The organism is Mesorhizobium sp. CCNWLY176 (assembly GCF_037153935.1).
GTDB lineage: Bacteria > Pseudomonadota > Alphaproteobacteria > Rhizobiales > Rhizobiaceae > Mesorhizobium_M > Mesorhizobium_M zhangyense.
Genome location: NZ_JBBBDZ010000007.1, coordinates 198,419 through 216,826, shown reverse-complemented (window position 1 = coordinate 216,826; position 18,408 = coordinate 198,419). Strand labels below are relative to the sequence as shown.

Genomic DNA, 18,408 nt, shown 5'->3' with positions numbered 1-18,408 from the left:
AACTTGTTTCCCATAAGTTGGCGCCAAGGGAATTTCCGCTGACCAAATGATTCGCCCGCTCACCGCCATTCTTGCCGATGACCATGCCATTGTCCGTGAAGGACTGAAGCTGCTCATCTCTGTGATGGAAAATGTGTCTGTCGTTGCCGAGGCGGCGGACGGCGAAGCCTTGCTGGGGCATGTGCGGGGTACGCGCGCCGACTTGCTGATCCTCGATCTCGGCATGCCGGGCGTTGCCGGAATCCAGTTCATCTCCGACATAAGGCTTCTGGCTCCTCGACTGAAGATCCTGGTCCTGACAGCCAATATCGAGCCGAGAACGGTGCGCGCCGCTCTCGAGGCTGGCGCCAGTGCCTATCTCACCAAGGATGGCGACCCCGAGGAGCTTGGTGCGGCCATCGAAGCGGTGAAGAACGGCGGAACCTATCTGGCGCAGACCGTTCGCTTTGCGATCAGCGAGCCGGCGCGAAACAGCAGGCCGGCGGCGGCGCAGGAAATCCTGTCGCCGATTCCGCTGACGCGGCGCGAACATCAAATCCTGGCGCTGGTGGCGCAAGGCATGACCGCGCGGGAAATTGCAGAGCGGCTGGGCATCAGTCCTTTGACCGCCCGCAAGCATCGGGAAAACCTGATGCGAAAGCTTAATCTCCATAGTGCCGCCGAACTGACCGCCTATGCGGTTCGCCTTGGATTGCCCGCCGGCTGACAGGACCGGGCAGGGGTTCAGGGTAGTATTTTCTTAACCATCAACTGACTATCGGACAGCGACGGCGGTTCAAATACGGCATCTGCCGTATGTCTTCCCCTTGGAGCCGAGCCTATCCCTCCCACGGTTGAAACATGTGGGAGGAGCCATCATGCCATCGCTGGATCTGTGGATTCCGTTTGCCATCGCAACGCTTGCCTTCGCTTGCGTGCCGGGGCCTGCAATTCTCTATATGACAGCGCAGACTCTCGCCCATGGCCGGCAGGCAGGCTTGATGGCGGCACTTGGCGTTCATCTCGGTTGTTACGTGCATATCGTAGCCGCCGCATTGGGTCTCGCCGCACTGATGGAGCATGCGCCGGTCGTTTTTTCGATAATCCGATTTGCGGGTGCCGCTTACCTCATCACGCTCGGCCTTGCCATGTTCCTGGGCTGGAGCCGCAACGGTGAGGACGGTGCCCGTCCGGCGCCGAACACATTTCGCGATAGCATGGTCGTCGAAATCCTCAATCCCAAGACCGCGCTGTTCTTCCTGACCTTCCTGCCGCAATTCGTGGACCCGTCGGCCAGCATTCCCGTGGGGCTGCAATTCCTCATCCTCGGCATCATCGTCAATCTCATCTTCTCGATGGCCGACCTCGCCGCGGTCGGCATCGCCTCGATTACAGTTGGACGCTTGATGGGCGGCGGGGCCGGATGGATGGTCCAGAAAGCCTGCGGTACGATCCTCATCGGACTCGGCGTGGCGCTCGCCAGCCACCATGTCTGATCCTGCAGAATATGAAATCTGCCAGGTCGCCTCGATCATTGTCGGCCGGAAGAACTTCCGTTGTTCGAGCCTGAACATCCCGCTTCAGAAGCGATAGTCAGGGGGCGGCCGGGCCCCGCCCATCATCTTTTTCGACAGAGGAGTTAAACCGCAATCGGGGATTGCGCTGCAGCCGTTGCCGGGAACTATGCTTGTCTTGCGGGCAGGCACTTGCTTTGCGCCTCTCTTGCTATTTAAATCGATATAACTTGCAGAGGTCACATGAGGGGTGTCCGATGGAAAGCATAGCAGGCAGATTGTCCTCCCTTTCCACTGCGTGTCGAGGAAGGCCGTCATGGCGCGATGCGCTGGGGGCTTTGATGGGCGCGGGCTTGCTTCTCTGCGTAACCGGCGCCTCTGCCCAGCAGCAGGAACCGCCGACGGTAACCGTCGCCAAGCCGGTTGTACGCGATATCGTCGAAGACGACGAATTCGTCGGGCGCTTCGATGCAATCGACGATGTCGCGATCCGCTCGCGCGTCGCCGGCTATCTGGCCGACGTGCATTTCCGCGACGGCCAGATAGTGGCGAAAGGCGACCCGCTTTTCACCATCGACCAGCGACCTTACCAGGCCGCCTATGACGCGGCGAAGTCGCAGGTGGATGTGGCGACGAGCCTGCTCGAATTCTCCAAGACGCAACTGGACCGGGCCGAGCAACTGGCAAAGTCCGGCAATCTTTCCGCCTCCATACTCGACGACCGCCGGCGCGAGTTCCTCTCCGCGCAGGCCCAGCATCAGGGCGCCGAGGCCGCATTGCGCACCGCCAGCCTCAACATGGAATTCACCGAGATCAAATCGCCGCTATCAGGCCGCATCGGCCGGAGACTGGTCTCGCAAGGCAATCTCGTCCAGCCGGACTCGACCCTGCTCACCACGATCGTCGCACTTGACCCCATCGACTTCTATTTCGACATCGATGAGCGGGCGTACTTTTCCTATGCCCGCGATGCGCGTCAGCGCGGCGGCTCCATTCAGGAAGGGGGAGGCGGCATAGACGTTTCGGTGCGCGTGGCCGACCAGAACGAGGCTGCCGTCAAAGGCAAGCTGGACTTTGCCGAGAACCGGCTGGATGAGGCAACCGGCACGATGCGCGCCCGCGCCCGCTTCGACAACAAGGAAGGGATGCTGCAGCCGGGCATGTTCGGCCGCATCAATGTGCCGGGCTCGTTGCCGCATCCCGGCGTTTTGCTGCCGGACGAGGCGATCGGCGCCGACCAGAACCGTCGCATCGTCTTCGTGGTGGATCAGGCGGGGCTGGTTTCGACCAAGCCTGTACGCACCGGCCCGCGCATCGATGGCTACCGTGTCATCCGCGAAGGCCTGACGGGCGATGAAACCGTGGTGGTCAATGGGCTCGTGCGTGTGCGCCCGGGCGTCACCGTCAAGCCCGAAACGATCACCTTGCCGCCCAAGGCCGAAGGGCAACCGCAATGAGGTTCTCTCATTTCTTCGTCGACCGCCCGATCTTCGCTGCGGTCCTTTCGATCGTGCTTCTGATTGTCGGCGGCATTGCCTACACGCAGCTTCCGGTCGCCCAGTATCCCGAGATCGCCCCGCCAACGATCGTGGTGCGCGCCGCCTATCCCGGCGCCGATGCCGAAACAGTCGCCGCAACGGTTGCCACGCCGATCGAGCAGGAAATCAACGGCGTCGAGAACATGCTCTACATGTCGTCCTACTCGTCGGAGGACGGCGCAATGGCATTGACCATCACCTTCGAGATCGGCACCGACCTCGATCAGGCCCAGGTGCTGGTGCAGAACCGCGTCTCGGTGGCTGAGCCGCGCCTGCCGGAAGAAGTGCGGCGCCTCGGCGTGACGACCGCGAAGAGCTCGCCAGACCTGATGATGGTCGTGCACATGCTGTCGCCGGACGATACCTACGACCAGCTCTACGTCTCGAACTATGCGCGCACGCGCATTCGCGACGTGCTGTTGCGGCTGGATGGCGTCGGCGACGTCATCATCTTCGGCGAACGCGAGTATGCGCTGCGCATCTGGCTCGACCCGGAGAAACTGTCGGCATATGGCATGACGGCCGGCGATGTGGTCGAGGCATTGCGCGAGCAGAACGTGCAGGTTTCCGGCGGTTCGATCGGCGCACCACCAGTCACGGGCGGATCGGCCTTTCAATACACGGTGACGACGCAAGGGCGCTTTGAAGATGCGCGCGACTTTCGCTACGTCATCGTCAAGTCGACTGAGGGCCGCCTGATCTCGCTAGAGGATGTCGCGCGCATCGAACTCGGCGCCAAGGACTACGTCACCAATTCCTATCTCAACGGCAAGCAGGCCGTGGCGCTCGGCATTTTCCAGCGGCCCGGCACGAATGCGCTGGCAGCGGCCGACGAAATCCAGAAAACCGTTGCCGATCTGGCGGCGGATTTCCCGAAAGGTCTCGCCTACGAGATCGTCTACAACCCGACCGAGTTCATCGCCGAATCCATCAACGAGGTCTACAAGACGATCGCCGAAGCGATCCTTCTGGTTGTCATCGTCATCATCGTCTTCCTGCAATCCTGGCGCATGGCGATCGTGCCCATTGTGGCGATCCCGGTCTCCCTGATCGGCACATTGGCGTTCCTTTATGCCTTCGGTTTCTCGCTCAACATGCTCACGCTCTTCGGGCTTGTGCTGGCGGTCGGTATCGTCGTCGACGATGCGATCGTCGTGGTCGAGAATGTCGAACGCAACATCGCGCTCGGGCAGACGCCGCGACGCGCTGCCCACCGGACGATGGATGAAGTCGGCACCGCTGTGCTTGCTATCTCGCTGGTGCTGATTTCTGTCTTCGTGCCGACGGCCTTCATCCCCGGCATTTCCGGTCAGTTCTACCTGCAATTCGCCATCACCATCGCGGTGTCGACGGCGATCTCCGCTTTCAATTCGCTGACGCTTTCGCCGGCGCTCGCCGCCACATTGTTCAAGCCTCACCACAATGGCGAGCATTCAAACTTCGTCCTGGCGCGGTGGGGTCGCGCTCTCGCGGATGGCTTCAACAACGGCTTCGACAAGCTTTCGCATGGCTATGCCAGACTGGTGCATCTGCTCGTCGGTTCGTGGGCTGCGTTGCTGGGAATGCTGCTGGTCTTTGCCGCTCTGATCTATGCCACGGTCTATATGCTGCAGACGGTGCCGCGCGGCTTCATTCCGCAGATGGACCAGGGCTATGCCATCGTCGTCGTGCAACTGCCGGAAGGCTCCTCGCTGGGCAGAACCGATGCCGTCGTCCAGAAGGCATCGGAAATCATCAGGAAGACGCCCGGCGTCGCCAACGCGGTTGCATTTGCCGGCTTCTCCGGTGCGACCTTCACCAACGCCAGCAATTCGGGCGTGATTTTTGCGGCCTTCAACAGCTTCGAGGAAAGGCTGAAAGAGGGGCAGTCGTCCGGACAGATCATCGGCAATCTCTATGGCAGCCTGCAGTCGATCCAGGAGGCATTCATCATCGCCTTGCCGCCGCCGCCAGTGCCCGGCATCGGCAATTCGGGTGGCTTCAAGATGATGCTGCAGGAGCGCAACAGCGCCGACATGCGGCCGATACTGGCGCTCGCCTATGAGATTGCCGGCAAGGCCAACCAGACGCCGGGTCTGACGGGTGTGTTCACCACCTTCTCGGCCTCGAGCCCGCAGTTCTTCCTGGAGATCGATCGCGACAAGGCGCGCATCCTGAATGTGCCGATCCCCAACATATTCGAGACGCTGTCGATCAATCTCGGCACTGCCTATGTCAACGACTTCAACGCGTTCGGCCGCGTCTACCAGGTCCGGGCGCAGGCGGACCAGGCGTTCCGGCTGGAGCGTGACGATATTCTGAAGCTGAAGGTCCGATCGGCTACGGGCGCGCTGGTGCCGCTCGGCACGCTGGTCGAAATCCGCGACGTGACCGGACCGTCGCTGGTGCAGCGCTACAACATGTATGTCTCCGTGCCGGTGCAGGGTAACGCTGCGCCCGGCGTCTCTACCGGCGATGCGCTGAAGGCCATGGAGAAGGTTGCTACCGAAACGCTACCGCAAGGAACATCGTTCGAATGGACGGAACTTGCCTTGCAGGAAAGCCAGACCGGCAACACGGCGATCCTGATCTTCGGGCTGTCGGTGCTGTTCGTCTTTCTCGCGCTGTCTGCTCAATATGAGAGCTGGATCATGCCGTTCGCGATCGTGCTCATCGTGCCGCTCGGCGTGCTGGCGGCGCTCCTCGGCGTGGCGTTCCGCGGACTGGACAACAACGTTCTGGTGCAGATCGGCCTGGTCGTTCTCGTGGGTCTTGCCGCCAAGAACGCCATCCTGATCGTCGAGTTCGCCCGGCAGGGCCAGGAGCATGGTGCGTCTGCGGTCGAAGCGGCGGTGGAAGCTGCCAGGTTACGTTTGCGGCCGATCCTGATGACCGCCTTCGCCTTCATCCTGGGCGTCGTCCCGCTGATGATCGCTACGGGTCCGGGCGCGGAAATGCGGCAATCGCTGGGTACGGCGGTGTTCTCGGGCATGCTGGGCGTGACGATCGTCGGCCTGTTCCTGACGCCTGTATTCTACGTGACGCTTCGGCGGCTGTTCCCATACCGGAAGCTGGAGGAAGAGGCGGCGGTTGTTCGGGGGGCCGATATTTAACGTCAGCGCCAACGATGGCTGGATGTGCCTGGTCTTCCAGCATATCCGTGATGCGGCTTGTTTGGCGAAAATCGACTGAAACAGGGAGAGACGATCGATGTTCTACGCCATCCTGGCTTATCACGAGGAGGGAGTGGTCGAATCCTGGACGAAAGAGGAGGATGCGACGCTGATGGCTGAACTGCTCCAGGTCAATGATCGCCTCGTCGGGGAAAAGCGTTTGGGCCCGGCCGCACGGCTCGGCCCGACCCAGGGCGCCGTGACCTTGCGAGGGGAGGGTGCCGGGTTGATCACTGACGGCCCCTTTGCCGAAACCAAGGAGCAGTTGCTCGGTTTCTATGTAGTCGATTTTCCGACGCTCGAGGAAGCCGTCGCAGCGGCGCGCGACCTGCGTCGTGCCAATCCGACTGCAGTGTATGAAATCCGGCCGATCTCGCTCTATCTCCCCGGCGCGCCGCTGACGGCCGGAGACTAAGGCCAGACATGATGCAGCCGACCGGCATGATCTGATGAGGGTTGCGTCGAAATGTGTTATCAGCCTGTCGAGTTTATCCTGCGTCGGTCGCCGATCTGGCTCTTGCCCTTTGCCGCCGAGGCAGCCATCTAAACGTACCAAAAAGTGTCGCACTGTGGCCTATATTCGTGTGCACTCGGCACGACCTAATGATTTGATGTTAAAGAAAACGATGAAATACCAAGACGTTAGACTGTCTATTGCACCTATGATGGACTGGACGGACCGCCATTGCCGGTTCTTCCATCGCCAGCTCACCAGCCGTGCGCTGCTCTACACCGAGATGGTGGTGGCTGACGCCGTCATTCATGGTGCGCGCGAGCGGCTGCTTGGGTTTTCGCTGCCGGAGCATCCGATTGCGCTGCAGCTTGGCGGTTCCGACCCGGCCAAGCTGGCTGAGGCCGCGCGCATCGGCGAGGCGTTCGGCTATGACGAGATCAACCTCAATGTCGGCTGCCCGTCCGACCGCGTGCAGTCCGGCACTTTTGGTGCCTGCCTGATGAAGACGCCGGCGCTTGTCGCCGAGTGCACGGCGGCGATGAAGGCGGCGGTCAAGATACCCGTCACGGTCAAATGCCGCATCGGCGTCGACGAGCAGGACCCCGAACCGGCGCTGGATGCGCTGGCCGACGGGGTTTTCGCAGCTGGCGCGGATGCGCTGTGGGTGCATGCGCGCAAGGCGTGGCTGGAGGGGCTCAGCCCCAAGGAAAACCGCGATATCCCGCCGCTCGACTATGATCGCGTCTACCGGCTCAAGGCCAAAAATCCGAATCGATTCATTGGCATCAATGGCGGTATTCAGACGCTGGATGAAGGCCGCCGGCATCTAGAGCATGTCGATGGCGTCATGCTCGGCCGTGCCGCCTATCACACGCCCGGCGTCCTCATCGATGCCGATGCCGCGCTCTATGGCGATGCCGCGCGCGATTTCGACTTTGCCGCGCTGATCGAGACGATGGCCGACTATGCCGGCCGTCATATTGCTGAGGGCGGGCGTCTCGGCCATGTCACGCGCCATATGGTCGGGCTGTTCCATGGCATGCCCGGCGCGCGGCGCTTCCGCCAGATACTGTCCACCGACGCCACCCGTCCGGGCGCCGGGCCGGATGTGTTGCGCCAGGCCTTTGCCGAGATCGATTTCGAGCGCGCCAGCCAGGCCGCCTGACCCAGTCCTAGCTCCTCCGAATTTTCATCGGCCAAACGCCGACAGGAATTGTGCTTGCCAATCCAATAAGTATCTACTTATATGTCTGGCATGATCGAGTCGGAAATCTTTCGCGCCCTTGCCGATCCCACCCGTCGCGCCGTGTTCGAGCGGCTGGCGGGCGGCGAGATGAGCGTCGGCGACCTGAAGGCAGGCTTTGAAATTTCGCAGCCGGCGGTTTCCCAGCATCTGGCTGCCTTGCGCAAGGCCGGGCTGGTGACCGAGCGGCGGGAAGGGCGCAACGTGTTCTATCGCGTCGAGCCCGAGGGCCTGTCGCCGCTGGCCGGATGGGTTGAGCGCTACCGTAATTTCTGGCCGGATCGTGTCGAGCGGCTGAAGGACGTGCTGAAGGGAATGGATCAATGAGCAATGACCGTGCGCAGGACCATGAGGAAATCGTCGTGGAATGCACCTTGGCCGAAGCGCCGGAAAAGGTCTGGCGCGCGCTGACCGTGCCGGAACTGCTTTCCGCCTGGCTGTTGCCCAACGATATCCGCCCGGAGGAGGGCGCGCGCTTTTCCTTCGATGACGCGCCGGGCGAGGGCGGCAAGGTCGAGTGCGAAGTGCTCGACATCGAGCCGCATCGGCACATCCGCTATTCCTGGCGCGACGGCGATGCCGAGCGCGAGGGCGTGGCGAGCACGGTCAGCTTCGATCTCACGCGAACCGAGGCTGGCGGCACGCATCTGCGCATCGCCCATGAGGCGCGTGTCGTGGCGCTCCCGGTTGCGCGGCCGAAGACGATCGCGGCCGCCAATTCGAACCGGCCCGCCTCCATGTTGTTGGCGGCCTGATATCCTCACAGGAGAACGACCATGAGCGGAATTTCCAATCTCGTGCCGATGGTCATCGAGCAGTCGAGCCGGGGCGAGCGCGCCTTCGACATCTTTTCGCGGCTGCTGCGCGAGCGCATCATCTTCATCAACGGGCCGATCGATGACAATGTCTCGGCGCTCGTCTGCGCGCAACTTCTGTCGCTGGAATCCGACAATCCCAAGAAGGAGATCGCGCTCTACATCAACTCGCCGGGCGGCGTTGTCTCCAGCGGCTTCGCCATCTACGACACGATGCAGTACATCAACAGCCCGGTTTCCACCGTCTGCATGGGTACCGCCGGGTCGATGGGATCCTTTCTTTTGATGGCCGGTGCGCCGGGAATGCGCATTGCGCTGCCCAATGCCAGTATCATCCTGCACCAGCCGTCAGGCGGGTTTCAGGGGCAGGCATCGGATATCCAGCGCCACGCCGAGGATATCATCAAGGTCAAGAAGCGCATGTACGCGCTCTATGCCAAGCATTGCGGGCGCACCATGGAGGAGGTCGAGCGCACGCTGGACCGCGATTACTTCATGACCGCCGAGGAAGCCCGCGACTGGGGTATTGTCGACCATATCTATGAGCGGCGGGAATTGTCGGCGGCCTGATGACCTCAAGTCAGAACCGGCAGTTTTCGTGATTCCCGGTTACCCCTCTCCGTCGCGCTTCGCGCGCCACCTCTCCCCATTTCATGGGGCGAGGAACCCAAGTCCTGAAACGCAGCGACCTCACAGAACCTAGGTTCCTCGCCCCCCGCAAAGCGGGGGAGAGGTGGCGCGCGAAGCGCGACGGAGAGGGGGAATCGCGTAAGCGCTCGTGAATCAAGCCGCATGCGCCAGAATATTCACCAGCTTCCCAAACGGATCGCGCACGTAAAACCGCCTCACGCCCCAAGGCTCATCCGCTGGGCCATATTCAACCGCGACGCCCGCTTTCTTCACACGCGCCAGCGCCTCATCCAAATCGTCCACCTCGATCGAAAGATCCGGCACTGGCGTTCCCGAGCCGCCTTGCTCGGCAACACTGATCTGGACGCGCATTTCTTCCTGCGAGCCGTAGGTTGCGATCCAGCCGATATCCATCAGCAGGTCGAGACCGAGAATGTCGTGATAGAAGCGTTTGGCTGCGACGACATCCGGCGTGTCGATATTGGCTACGATGCGCTTGACCTTCATTCCAATCCTCCCGATTGAAATTTTACGGCGTCAGTCCCGCAGGATCATGCGGTCGCCGCGCATGTCGAAGCCTGACAGCGTGCCGATGAAATTCATGCCGAGCAGGCTCTGGTCGAGCATGCCGGGGGCGGCGACCAGCAGCGTCACGTTGCGCCGGGTGATCGCGCCGAGCGTCAGTTCCTTGGCCGTCACCCTTGCCGCGGTGGCGTTGCCGTTGGCGGTCGAAACCGGGATCGTATAGGCGAGCGTTTCAGGATCGAAGCCGGCGCGGCGGGCGTCGTTGGCCGTCAGCACGGTGCTTGTCGCGCCCGTGTCGACCAGAACCTGCATGGCCGCGCCATCCACCGAAATCCGGGCTTCGAAATGGCCGTTCGGCATTTTTTCCAGCGTCACCGTCGTGCGTCCGTCGGAGTCGGTGATCGAAAGCGGGCTGCCGGGCACCAGTCCGGCGGTGACGCGGCTGGCGATATCCTGCAATTCATAGCGATACTGATAGCCTGCGATGAACACGAGGATCACCAGCAGCCACAGCGCCAGATTGCGGGCCACGTTACCCAGACGGTGCCGTGAGCCGAGGATGCCGGCGCCAACCACCGCGCCGAAAATGCCGAGATAGAGTACGCGGCCGAATGTGTCGCTGGACAGGCCGGAAACATCGCCGCTCATGTCGTTCAGCACGAGCAGGACCAGCCCGACCGCCATAACCCCAAGAATGATCCAGATCGAACGGCTCATGCAGTCAAATCACCTGGCCGCGTTCTCGCGCCATGCGCGTGCGCCGCGTTTCGCGGCGAGGCCGCCGCTCGACCGTTTCGAGCCGCGCCGGCAGAAGCGCCATCACCTCGCGGCGCTGCACCGGCGTCATGTCGAGCCAGGCGGAGATTTCGTCGCGCGTGCGCCCGCAACCGAAGCAATAGCCGGTTTTCATGTCCATCGAGCAGACAAGGATGCACGGTGATTCGATCGCCGCCATTTCGGATTCCCGTTGTCCTTTCCAGATGGGCCAGACGGATCGCCAATGCAAGCCCCAGGCCTTTGGCCCATTGTGCCACGCGGCCATCGCGGCTATGCCGCAGCCGACGACGACTTTAGCGGACATTTACGACATGACCAGCGCGCTTCCCTTTGACGATTTTCGCACCTTGCTGACGAAACTGCCGGCGGGCAATGCGGCGGCTGGCGAGCGCGTGCGCGAACAGTTCGACCGCGCCGACAAGCCGCGGGGTTCGCTCGGACGGCTGGAAGAGCTCGCGGCATGGCTGGCGACATGGACCGGACGACCGCCTGCGGTGAACCGGCCGCTGGTCGCGATCTTTGCCGGTAACCACGGCGTCGTCGAACAAAACATCTCGCCGCGAACGATGGACGCGACCGCCCGCGCGGTCGAACTCACCGCTGCGGGTGGGGCGGCGATCAACCAGATCTGCCTGGCCTACGATATCGGCCTGAAGGTCTTCGACCTCGCGCTGCATCTGCCGACCGCCGACATTTCTCGAGAGGCAGCGCTGGACGAGCGCGGCTGCGCGGCTACCATGGCTTTCGGCATGGAGGCGATCGCCGGCACGGACCTTCTCACCATCGGCGATCTCGGGGTTGGCAACTCGACTGTCGCCGCTGCGATTCTTGCAGCTCTCCATGGCGGTACCGGTGCGGATTGGGTCGGGCCGGGTTCGGGTGCCGATGCAGCTATGATTGCCCGCAAGGCGGAGGTGGTGGACGCAGCCCTTGCCGTGCATGCCGGCCACTTGAAAGACCCGTTCGAGGTGCTGCGCCGTGTCGGCGGGCGCGAGTTCGCGGCCATCGCCGGCGCCATCATCGCCGCGCGCATGGAGCGTATCCCGGTCATCCTTGATGGCTTTGCCGCAACCGCAGCAGCCTCCGTGCTTTACGCAATTCAGCCGGGCGCCTTGGATCATTGTGTGATCGCGCAGCTTTCGCCCGAACCTAGCCATGCGAAGGCTGTCGAGAAGCTCGGGATGCGGCCCTTGCTCGATCTCGGCATCAGCCATGGCGAAGGGGCGGGCGGTGCGCTCGCCGCCGGAATGGTCAAGGCGGCGGCGCTGTGCAGCACCGGCATAGCCGCCGCTCTAACATAATCTGAAGCGAACTCACCCCGGGTTCAGCGCCGGCGGCCACCAACTGCCACCGCCGCCTTCGTCGGCAGCGCCGGCAGGACTTCCATGACCCGCGACGCCGGGAAGATGGCGATGGCTTCCGTGCCGACGCGCAGCTTGGAGTGAAGCTGGAACTCGCCGCCATGCATCTCCAGAAGGCCCTGGACGATCGGCAGGCCGAGCCCGGTTCCCTGTTCTGCGCTCTTGATGGCGATCGAACCCTGGCCGAAGGCTGACAGCACCACCGGGATTTCTTCGGCCGGAATACCGGGGCCGTTGTCCTTCACTGAAATGTATTGCCCGCCACCCGCCGTCCAGCCGACGCGCACGCGGATTTCGCCGCCGGACGAGGTGAATTTGATCGCATTGGACAGAAGGTTCAGCGTGATCTGGCGCACGGCGCGCTCGTCGGCGAACAGGCGCGGCAGCTCCGGCTCAAACTCCTGGATCACCTTCAGGTTCTTGTTATAGGCCTTCAGTTCCATCAGGTGGCAGCATTCCTCGACGATGTAGAGAAGGCGCACCGGTTCCTCGTTGAGCTGGTAGCGGCCGGCCTCGATGCGTGACAGGTCGAGGATTTCGTTGATGAGGTCGAGCAAATGCTGGCCGGAATCGTGCACATCGCGGGCATAGTCGCGGTAGGTCGGGTTCTGCATCGGCCCCAGAACCTCGTTCGACATCACTTCGGAAAAGCCGAGAATGGCGTTCAGCGGTGTGCGCAATTCGTGACTCATCGAGGCAAGAAAGCGTGACTTGGCGAGATTGGCCTCCTCGGCGCGGCGGCGTGCCTCGTCCGACATGGATTTCGCCGTTTCCAGCTCGGCGATCAGCCCGTCCTTTTCGGAGCGGAAGGAAAGCAGCATCACCGACGAGCGGTTGAGGCGGCTGGCGACATAGACGAAGAAGGGCAGCGAAAGCGCCAGCAGCGCCAGCATGACGAGATCGGCCGGGTCTGGTTCGGTAACGCCGAACGCGGCATAGACTGCGACCGGCACTGCAAAAGTGGTGAGCAGCGCGCCGCGCAGGGAAGAGGCGATCAGCGCCGTGGCCGCCATCGCCAGCAGCAGCACGACAGCCTTGACGACTGGAAACTGGTCGACCTGGCATTCGTTGCAGCCGATCGCCGCGAAATAGGCCCAGCCGAGACCGGTGATGAAATGCCCGATCAGGAAGTTTCGCGTGGTCCGTGCGGTTTCGAGCTTGGTCGTCTCTGATTTTTCGACGCGGTGCGCATAGAGCGCCAGTCCCGCATAGCAGATCATTGTCAGCAGCGCCCAGACCATGATCTCGCCGCGCATGCCGATGAAAATTCCGGTGGCGGTTATTGCGAGAACCAGCAGCGGAATGGCGGTCGCGCTGCCCACCATCGCATTGGCGTGAAGTTTCAGCAGTTCGCGGTCGAAGGCGAGCGCGCCGGGCCGGTGCGAAAGCCGGTCACGCGTTTTGCGCACCGCGCGCGCGACATCGCTGTTGCGGTGCGGTTTCCTGCGGTCCACAATGAATTTGTCCGCTGTGTTAGAGCGCAGCAACGGCATGAATGTCTTCAACTTACGCGAGCAAATGATTACAAGCCGCAGACTAGGCCGGAATGATTAAGAGTTTGTTTGCCATATGACTCGAATGTCGCGGAACTGGTCGCGCAGGCGGCGCTACACGCCGCCACGCAGCCCATTCCGGAAGTTTCTGGACTATTGCCTCGCCTTTGCGATTCTCGGGCTGATTGTCCTCGTCGTTGCGCGCCTCGACCGGGTCGAAACCCGTCAGGCCACCGGCTCGGCGATCGTCAATGATGGCGATTCGATCACGCTCGGCGCCGAGCGCATCCGCCTGCGCGGCATCGACGCACCGGAATATACTCAAGTTTGCCAGAAGGACGGCGCCGACTATCCCTGCGGCCGGCGCTCTCGCGAAGCGCTTGCGCGGCTTGTCGCGGGCAAATCCGTTTCCTGTTCGGGCTGGGAGCGCGACCGTTACAACCGGCTGCTGGGCGTATGCACGGCCGGCGGCGTCGATCTCAACCGCGCGCAGGTGGAGCAGGGGTGGGCGGTCGCCTATGGCGACTACGACGATCTGGAACGGGCAGCGCGCCAGAAGGGCCTGGGTATCTGGGCCGGCACGTTCGAGCGTCCGCGCGAGTGGCGCGACACGCATCGCATGCCGGTGGAGCCGCATCACGGCAGCGCAGGTTCGATGCTCAATTGGTTGAGGGAGATGCTTCGATTGTCGTGAAGCCACGCTATAATCGCAAGCCTGACAGACAGGGAGGTTGGATTGAAACTTTATGATGGCGGGCGCGCGCCCAATCCGCGGCGGGTCCGCGTATTCCTGGCCGAGAAGGGCATCGAGGTGCCGCTGGTGCCCATCGATATGGGTGCAATGGGACATAAGGGCGACGAGGTCGCCCGGCGCAACCCGCTGCAGCGCCTGCCTGTGCTCGAACTCGACGACGGCACGATTCTTACCGAATCCGTCGCCATCTGCCGCTATTTCGAGGAGCTTCACCCCGAGCCGGCGCTGTTCGGACGCGGCGCACTCGGCAAGGCCAGGGTCGAGATGTGGCAGCGGCGCATGGAGTTCAATCTGCTCAACTGCGTGGCGCAGGCGTTCCGCCACATCCACCCGGCGATGAAGGAATGGGAAGTCCCGCAGGTTCCCGAATGGGGTGAAGCAAACAAACCGAAGGTCCTGGAATTCCTCACCATTCTCGACGGGGAACTGGCCGATCGCGAATTTGCTGCCGGCGAGGAATTCTCCATTGCGGATATCACCGGCATGATTGCCGTGGACTTCATGAAGCCGGCGCGCATCGCCGTCCCAGAAGAACTGACCAATGTCGTCCGCTGGTATCAGGCGATTACTGCCCGGCCGAGCGCCAAAGCCTGATCCATGCCTGCCGAACTCGACCGGCTTACTGCGGAAATCCGCGCCTGCCGCATCTGCGTCGAGCAGCCGCTTGGCCGGCCCTTGCCGCATGAGCCGCGGCCGGTCGTGGTGGCGTCCACGTCTGCCCGCGTCCTGATTGCGGGGCAGGCGCCGGGCACGAAGGTTCATGCCAGCGGCTTGCCGTTCGACGATCGCTCGGGCGACCGGCTGCGTGACTGGCTCGGCGTGACGCGCGACCAGTTCTACGATGCGCGCAACTTCGCCATCGTGCCGATGGGCTTTTGCTTTCCGGGGCAGGATGCCAAGGGCAGTGATCTGCCTCCGCGCCGCGAATGCGCGCCCGCCTGGCGAAGGAAGCTGATCGATCTCATGCCACAGGTCGATCTTGTTCTTGCGATCGGGCTTTATGCGCAGAGCTGGCATCTGGCCGCGACGCGCAGGGCGTCATTGAATGAAACAGTGAGGGACTGGCGCGCCATCCACGACGCTTCGACGATGCCGCGCGTCATCCCGCTGCCGCACCCGTCCTGGCGCAATACGGGGTGGTTGAAACAGAATCCGTGGTTTGAAATGGAATTGCTGCCTGTTCTCAAATCGGAAATCCGGCATCGCATTTCCTGATATTCCGGCAATGTCTTTGCGAAAATTCCCGGTCCCTGGAGAATTCCTTTCTTGTGAAACGCTTTCGTTAGGGAGATTATGGCGGAATAATTTTCTAACGGAGCCGTCATGGACCGCCTTGATCGAAAAATTCTTCGCCTTCTTCAGGAAGACGCGACACTTGCCGTCGCCGATGTCGCAAAAAAGGTGGGCCTGTCGACGACGCCTTGCTGGCGGCGCATCCAGAAGCTCGAGGAGGAGGGCGTCATCAAGCGGCGCGTAGCCATCCTCGATCCGGAAAAGATCAACACGCGCGTCACCGTCTTCGTGTCGATACGCACCAATTCGCACAGCCACGAATGGCTGCGGCGCTTCTCGGAGGTCATTCAGGAATTTCCGGAAGTCATTGAATTCTATCGCATGAGCGGCGATGTCGACTATCTGCTGCGCGTGGTGGTGCCGGACATTTCGGCCTACGACGCCTTCTACAAGCGGCTCATCGCCAAGATCGAGATTCGCGACGTGTCGTCGGCATTCGCGATGGAGCAGATCAAATACACGACCGAACTGCCGCTGGATTATATGGTGCTGGACAAGGAATCCGGCTCCAACGCCGCTTGATGACAGCTTGCCGGGAGGTTCGCGCCTCCCGGCCGTGCTTCACTTCTTCATGAAGCTCCACGGGTTGGCCTGCGGCACCACAACCGCATCCGGCACGGTTTCGGCCGATGCGACATCCGCCTTGCTGAAACTGTAACCGGACTGGACGATCGAGACGCCATCGAGAATGAAGAGCTGGCTCTTCTCCATGCCGGGCTTCAGCGTGCCGGTTACCGATACGGCCTCGTAGGCTTTCGCCAGTTTGTAGGGCTTGGGCATGGTGACGAGAACGATCTGGTTCGGCGGCGGTGTTGGCATATGGCTGCACGCGCCGGTCCAGGGGACGAGCAGGAACTGGTAGACAAGGTCGCCATCGCGATCGACCGGAAGCGCGTAGCCGGTCAGCGTCACCGTCTTTCCGTCCAGATTTGTTGACAGCGTTTCGCCATGGTCCGGCATTTTCGCAGCGACCATCGGCAATCCCGGGCCTTCGGCGGCCTGTTGCCCGGCTGGCCGGAGATCTTTCCAGAAAATGGTCGTGGCCGGCGAGGCGGCGTTCGCATAGGGGGCAGCGAGGGCGATACCCGCCAGCAAGGCCAATCTGAAAACCGTTTTCACCAATAGTGCTCCCCATTCATCCGGTGCATAAAACCGTCAGGCAAGGGGCGGGTCAATGCAGAAAGCCGTGATGGACCTCGTGTGGTCACTTGGCTGCGGCCTTGGCATGCAGGCGCTCCAAGATATTCGGGTCGGTCAATTCCTTTACCGCATCCTTGCCGATCCAGCGTGCGGTCTTGTCGGTCGAGGCGGCAAGTTTTTTCGCCAGCGCGAGAGCATGGCCATGAAGTTTCGGCGAACGCTTGCCGATCTGGCGCAAAGCCCAGTTGACGGCTTTCTTCACGAAGTTCCGGCTGTCGGTAGAATGATGCTCGATCAGCGGCAGATAGGCGGCAAAAGTGGCATCCGGTTCCTTTTTGAGATGCACCGCGCCCCAGGCGAGCATGGAAAAGGCGGTGCGGCGGACGAATTCGCGCTCGTCGACCGAGAACTCCTCGATCAGTTGGCGCCAGAACGGCGTTTCGACGAACAGATCGGAAATGCCATCGACGATCTCCCACGAATTGAAGTCACCGGCCCAGCGGCGGCATTGCTCGATGGTGATCTTGCTCGGCTCGTCGGTGAAGCCTGCCAGCAGCCGCGCTTCGCGGTAGCTGCTGTCCCAGAGCGCCAGCGCGCGCTCGTGGTTTCGCTTGATACGGCGGGCGAGCGGCCGCAGATCGGAGTTGCCGACGCCGAGCGCTGTTTCGATATCGATGCCGAACCGCGCCATGCCGGCGCGGTTTTCTTCGGTGCCGAGTGATTTCAGATGGGCGACGATATCCTGCGTAGTCCAGGAAGGATCGGGCAGGGGCGTCGCCATGGTGCGCCTATTTCTCCAGTCGTGCCAGCAGCGAGGACGTGTCCCAGCGCTTGCCGCCCATGCCTTGCACATCCTTGTAGAACTGGTCGACAAGTGCCGTGACGGGAAGCGATGCGCCGTTGCGGTCGGCTTCTGTGAGGCAGATGCCGAGGTCCTTGCGCATCCAGTCGACGGCGAAGCCGAAATCATATTTGCCGGCATTCATCGTCTTGTGGCGGTTTTCCATCTGCCAGGAGCCGGCGGCACCCTTGGAGATAACTTCGACTACCTTTTCAATGTCGAGCCCGGCTTTCTTGCCGAAATGGATGCCTTCGGCCAGGCCCTGAACCAGTCCGGCGATGCAGATCTGGTTGATCATCTTGGTGAGCTGGCCGGCACCCGTCGGGCCCATCAGCCCGACCATTTTGGCATAGGCGTCGATCACTGGCTTGGCTTTGTCGAAGACGTCCTGTTCGCCGCCGACCATGACGGTCAGCGCGCCGTTCTCTGCACCGGCCTGACCGCCGGAAACCGGCGCGTCGAGGAAGGAGATGCCGAGCGCCGATGCTTTCTCGCCGAGTTCGCGCGCGACTTCCGCCGAGGCGGTGGTGTTGTCGATGTAGATCGCGCCTTTCTTCATCGACTGGAAGGCGCCGTCCAGGCCGATGGTGACGCTGCGCAGGTCGTCGTCATTGCCGACGCAGGAGAAAACAAAATCCTTGTCCCTGGCTGCCTCGCGCGGCGTTACTGCGTGGCTGCCGCCATGCTCGCCGACCCATTTCTGCGCCTTGGCGACGCTGCGGTTGTAGACGGTGACGTCATGTCCGCCCTTGTTCTTGAGATGCGCTGCCATCGGGTAACCCATCACGCCAAGTCCCAGGAATGCCACTGACGCCATTATTTCTACCTCTTCAAAACTGTTCCAACTGCTAGCGTCAGGTCTATGCCATCAAGCGGATTCGTCAAGGATGAAGGATTGG

At 62.1% G+C, this 18,408-nt stretch carries 21 protein-coding genes; 14 read left to right on the top strand and 7 right to left on the bottom strand.

What is annotated here, in order from left to right:
- Positions 1–46 precede the first annotated feature (46 nt).
- From WBQ96_RS14245 to WBQ96_RS14205, 9 genes are all read left to right on the top strand, one after another.
- Positions 47–706 carry a response regulator transcription factor gene (locus WBQ96_RS14245; RefSeq protein WP_336550711.1) on the top strand — a complete coding sequence of 220 codons (660 nt, stop codon included), beginning with the start codon at positions 47–49 and terminating at the stop codon, positions 704–706.
- Between the two features lie 151 nt (positions 707–857).
- Positions 858–1,475 (top strand): LysE family translocator, encoded by a 618-nt coding sequence (locus WBQ96_RS14240; RefSeq protein WP_336550712.1) that lies wholly within the window; start codon positions 858–860, stop codon positions 1,473–1,475.
- 359 nt (positions 1,476–1,834) lie between these two features.
- Positions 1,835–2,950, top strand: coding sequence for an efflux RND transporter periplasmic adaptor subunit (locus WBQ96_RS14235; protein WP_336550713.1), 1,116 nt, complete (start codon positions 1,835–1,837; stop codon positions 2,948–2,950).
- The gene (locus WBQ96_RS14230; protein ID WP_336550714.1) at positions 2,947–6,123 is read left to right on the top strand and encodes an efflux RND transporter permease subunit; all 3,177 of its coding nucleotides are present in this window, start codon (positions 2,947–2,949) and stop codon (positions 6,121–6,123) included. The genes WBQ96_RS14235 and WBQ96_RS14230 overlap by 4 nt, the downstream gene beginning before the upstream one ends.
- 97 nt (positions 6,124–6,220) lie before the next feature.
- A complete protein-coding gene (locus WBQ96_RS14225; RefSeq protein WP_336550715.1) occupies positions 6,221–6,598 on the top strand; it encodes a YciI family protein in 378 nt (125 codons plus the stop codon).
- A gap of 211 nt (positions 6,599–6,809) precedes the next feature.
- Positions 6,810–7,802 carry a tRNA dihydrouridine(20/20a) synthase DusA gene (gene dusA / locus WBQ96_RS14220; RefSeq protein WP_336550716.1) on the top strand — a complete coding sequence of 331 codons (993 nt, stop codon included), beginning with the start codon at positions 6,810–6,812 and terminating at the stop codon, positions 7,800–7,802.
- Positions 7,803–7,892: 90 nt separating this feature from the next.
- On the top strand, positions 7,893–8,207 hold the full coding sequence (locus tag WBQ96_RS14215; RefSeq protein WP_091912860.1) for an ArsR/SmtB family transcription factor: 315 nt from the start codon (positions 7,893–7,895) through the stop codon (positions 8,205–8,207).
- Positions 8,204–8,635: an SRPBCC family protein gene (locus WBQ96_RS14210; RefSeq protein ID WP_336550717.1), complete on the top strand. Its 432-nt coding sequence runs from the start codon at positions 8,204–8,206 to the stop codon at positions 8,633–8,635. Before WBQ96_RS14215 ends, WBQ96_RS14210 begins: the two co-directional genes overlap by 4 nt.
- Before the next feature lie 21 nt (positions 8,636–8,656).
- Positions 8,657–9,265 carry an ATP-dependent Clp protease proteolytic subunit gene (locus tag WBQ96_RS14205; protein ID WP_336550718.1) on the top strand — a complete coding sequence of 203 codons (609 nt, stop codon included), beginning with the start codon at positions 8,657–8,659 and terminating at the stop codon, positions 9,263–9,265.
- Between the two features lie 213 nt (positions 9,266–9,478).
- On the opposite strand, the gene WBQ96_RS14200 is transcribed toward WBQ96_RS14205, so the two are convergent.
- The 3 genes from WBQ96_RS14200 to WBQ96_RS14190 are packed head-to-tail and all read right to left on the bottom strand — an operon-like array spanning position 9,479 to position 10,805.
- On the bottom strand, positions 9,479–9,832 hold the full coding sequence (locus tag WBQ96_RS14200; RefSeq protein WP_336550719.1) for a VOC family protein: 354 nt from the start codon (positions 9,830–9,832) through the stop codon (positions 9,479–9,481).
- 30 nt (positions 9,833–9,862) lie between these two features.
- Positions 9,863–10,567, bottom strand: coding sequence for a TIGR02281 family clan AA aspartic protease (locus tag WBQ96_RS14195; protein WP_336550720.1), 705 nt, complete (start codon positions 10,565–10,567; stop codon positions 9,863–9,865).
- 4 nt (positions 10,568–10,571) lie between these two features.
- Entirely contained in the window at positions 10,572–10,805 is a 234-nt protein-coding gene (locus WBQ96_RS14190) for a DUF1289 domain-containing protein (protein WP_165113169.1), read from the bottom strand.
- Positions 10,806–10,938: 133 nt separating this feature from the next.
- On the opposite strand from WBQ96_RS14190, the gene WBQ96_RS14185 reads away from it, so the two are divergent.
- The gene (locus WBQ96_RS14185; RefSeq protein WP_336550721.1) at positions 10,939–11,928 is read left to right on the top strand and encodes a nicotinate-nucleotide--dimethylbenzimidazole phosphoribosyltransferase; all 990 of its coding nucleotides are present in this window, start codon (positions 10,939–10,941) and stop codon (positions 11,926–11,928) included.
- A 23-nt stretch (positions 11,929–11,951) separates the two neighbouring features.
- On the opposite strand, the gene WBQ96_RS14180 is transcribed toward WBQ96_RS14185, so the two are convergent.
- Positions 11,952–13,481, bottom strand: coding sequence for a sensor histidine kinase (locus tag WBQ96_RS14180; RefSeq protein ID WP_336550722.1), 1,530 nt, complete (start codon positions 13,479–13,481; stop codon positions 11,952–11,954).
- 85 nt (positions 13,482–13,566) lie between these two features.
- Here WBQ96_RS14180 and WBQ96_RS14175 point away from each other — a divergent pair, with 85 nt between their 5' ends.
- The 4 genes from WBQ96_RS14175 to WBQ96_RS14160 all read left to right on the top strand — a co-directional run bounded on the left by WBQ96_RS14175 (position 13,567) and on the right by WBQ96_RS14160 (position 16,050).
- A complete protein-coding gene (locus WBQ96_RS14175) occupies positions 13,567–14,175 on the top strand; it encodes a thermonuclease family protein (RefSeq protein ID WP_336550991.1) in 609 nt (202 codons plus the stop codon).
- 42 nt (positions 14,176–14,217) lie between these two features.
- Complete coding sequence (locus WBQ96_RS14170) at positions 14,218–14,829, top strand: glutathione S-transferase (RefSeq protein WP_336550723.1); 612 nt, start codon at positions 14,218–14,220, stop codon at positions 14,827–14,829.
- 3 nt (positions 14,830–14,832) lie between these two features.
- Positions 14,833–15,450: a uracil-DNA glycosylase family protein gene (locus WBQ96_RS14165; protein WP_442920829.1), complete on the top strand. Its 618-nt coding sequence runs from the start codon at positions 14,833–14,835 to the stop codon at positions 15,448–15,450.
- A 108-nt stretch (positions 15,451–15,558) separates the two neighbouring features.
- Positions 15,559–16,050: an Lrp/AsnC family transcriptional regulator gene (locus WBQ96_RS14160; RefSeq protein WP_091912597.1), complete on the top strand. Its 492-nt coding sequence runs from the start codon at positions 15,559–15,561 to the stop codon at positions 16,048–16,050.
- 39 nt (positions 16,051–16,089) lie between these two features.
- Here the strand turns inward: WBQ96_RS14160 and WBQ96_RS14155 are convergent, their stop codons facing one another.
- The 3 genes from WBQ96_RS14155 to WBQ96_RS14145 all read right to left on the bottom strand — a co-directional run bounded on the left by WBQ96_RS14155 (position 16,090) and on the right by WBQ96_RS14145 (position 18,326).
- Positions 16,090–16,650: a DUF3299 domain-containing protein gene (locus tag WBQ96_RS14155; RefSeq protein WP_442920830.1), complete on the bottom strand. Its 561-nt coding sequence runs from the start codon at positions 16,648–16,650 to the stop codon at positions 16,090–16,092.
- An 82-nt stretch (positions 16,651–16,732) separates the two neighbouring features.
- Entirely contained in the window at positions 16,733–17,449 is a 717-nt protein-coding gene (locus WBQ96_RS14150) for a DNA alkylation repair protein (protein WP_336550725.1), read from the bottom strand.
- A gap of 7 nt (positions 17,450–17,456) precedes the next feature.
- On the bottom strand, positions 17,457–18,326 hold the full coding sequence (locus WBQ96_RS14145; RefSeq protein ID WP_336550726.1) for an NAD(P)-dependent oxidoreductase: 870 nt from the start codon (positions 18,324–18,326) through the stop codon (positions 17,457–17,459).
- Positions 18,327–18,408: the final 82 nt, after the last annotated feature.

Coding starts and splice junctions, on each gene's coding strand:
- WBQ96_RS14245 (WP_336550711.1), top strand. CDS start 47: ATGATTCGCCCGCTCACCGCCATTCTTGCCGATGACCATGCCATTGTC.
- WBQ96_RS14240 (WP_336550712.1), top strand. CDS start 858: ATGCCATCGCTGGATCTGTGGATTCCGTTTGCCATCGCAACGCTTGCC.
- WBQ96_RS14235 (WP_336550713.1), top strand. CDS start 1,835: ATGGGCGCGGGCTTGCTTCTCTGCGTAACCGGCGCCTCTGCCCAGCAG.
- WBQ96_RS14230 (WP_336550714.1), top strand. CDS start 2,947: ATGAGGTTCTCTCATTTCTTCGTCGACCGCCCGATCTTCGCTGCGGTC.
- WBQ96_RS14225 (WP_336550715.1), top strand. CDS start 6,221: ATGTTCTACGCCATCCTGGCTTATCACGAGGAGGGAGTGGTCGAATCC.
- dusA (WP_336550716.1), top strand. CDS start 6,810: ATGAAATACCAAGACGTTAGACTGTCTATTGCACCTATGATGGACTGG.
- WBQ96_RS14215 (WP_091912860.1), top strand. CDS start 7,893: ATGATCGAGTCGGAAATCTTTCGCGCCCTTGCCGATCCCACCCGTCGC.
- WBQ96_RS14210 (WP_336550717.1), top strand. CDS start 8,204: ATGAGCAATGACCGTGCGCAGGACCATGAGGAAATCGTCGTGGAATGC.
- WBQ96_RS14205 (WP_336550718.1), top strand. CDS start 8,657: ATGAGCGGAATTTCCAATCTCGTGCCGATGGTCATCGAGCAGTCGAGC.
- WBQ96_RS14200 (WP_336550719.1), bottom strand. CDS start 9,832: ATGAAGGTCAAGCGCATCGTAGCCAATATCGACACGCCGGATGTCGTC.
- WBQ96_RS14195 (WP_336550720.1), bottom strand. CDS start 10,567: ATGAGCCGTTCGATCTGGATCATTCTTGGGGTTATGGCGGTCGGGCTG.
- WBQ96_RS14190 (WP_165113169.1), bottom strand. CDS start 10,805: ATGGCGGCGATCGAATCACCGTGCATCCTTGTCTGCTCGATGGACATG.
- WBQ96_RS14185 (WP_336550721.1), top strand. CDS start 10,939: ATGACCAGCGCGCTTCCCTTTGACGATTTTCGCACCTTGCTGACGAAA.
- WBQ96_RS14180 (WP_336550722.1), bottom strand. CDS start 13,481: ATGCCGTTGCTGCGCTCTAACACAGCGGACAAATTCATTGTGGACCGC.
- WBQ96_RS14175 (WP_336550991.1), top strand. CDS start 13,567: ATGTCGCGGAACTGGTCGCGCAGGCGGCGCTACACGCCGCCACGCAGC.
- WBQ96_RS14165 (WP_442920829.1), top strand. CDS start 14,833: ATGCCTGCCGAACTCGACCGGCTTACTGCGGAAATCCGCGCCTGCCGC.
- WBQ96_RS14160 (WP_091912597.1), top strand. CDS start 15,559: ATGGACCGCCTTGATCGAAAAATTCTTCGCCTTCTTCAGGAAGACGCG.
- WBQ96_RS14150 (WP_336550725.1), bottom strand. CDS start 17,449: ATGGCGACGCCCCTGCCCGATCCTTCCTGGACTACGCAGGATATCGTC.
- WBQ96_RS14145 (WP_336550726.1), bottom strand. CDS start 18,326: ATGGCGTCAGTGGCATTCCTGGGACTTGGCGTGATGGGTTACCCGATG.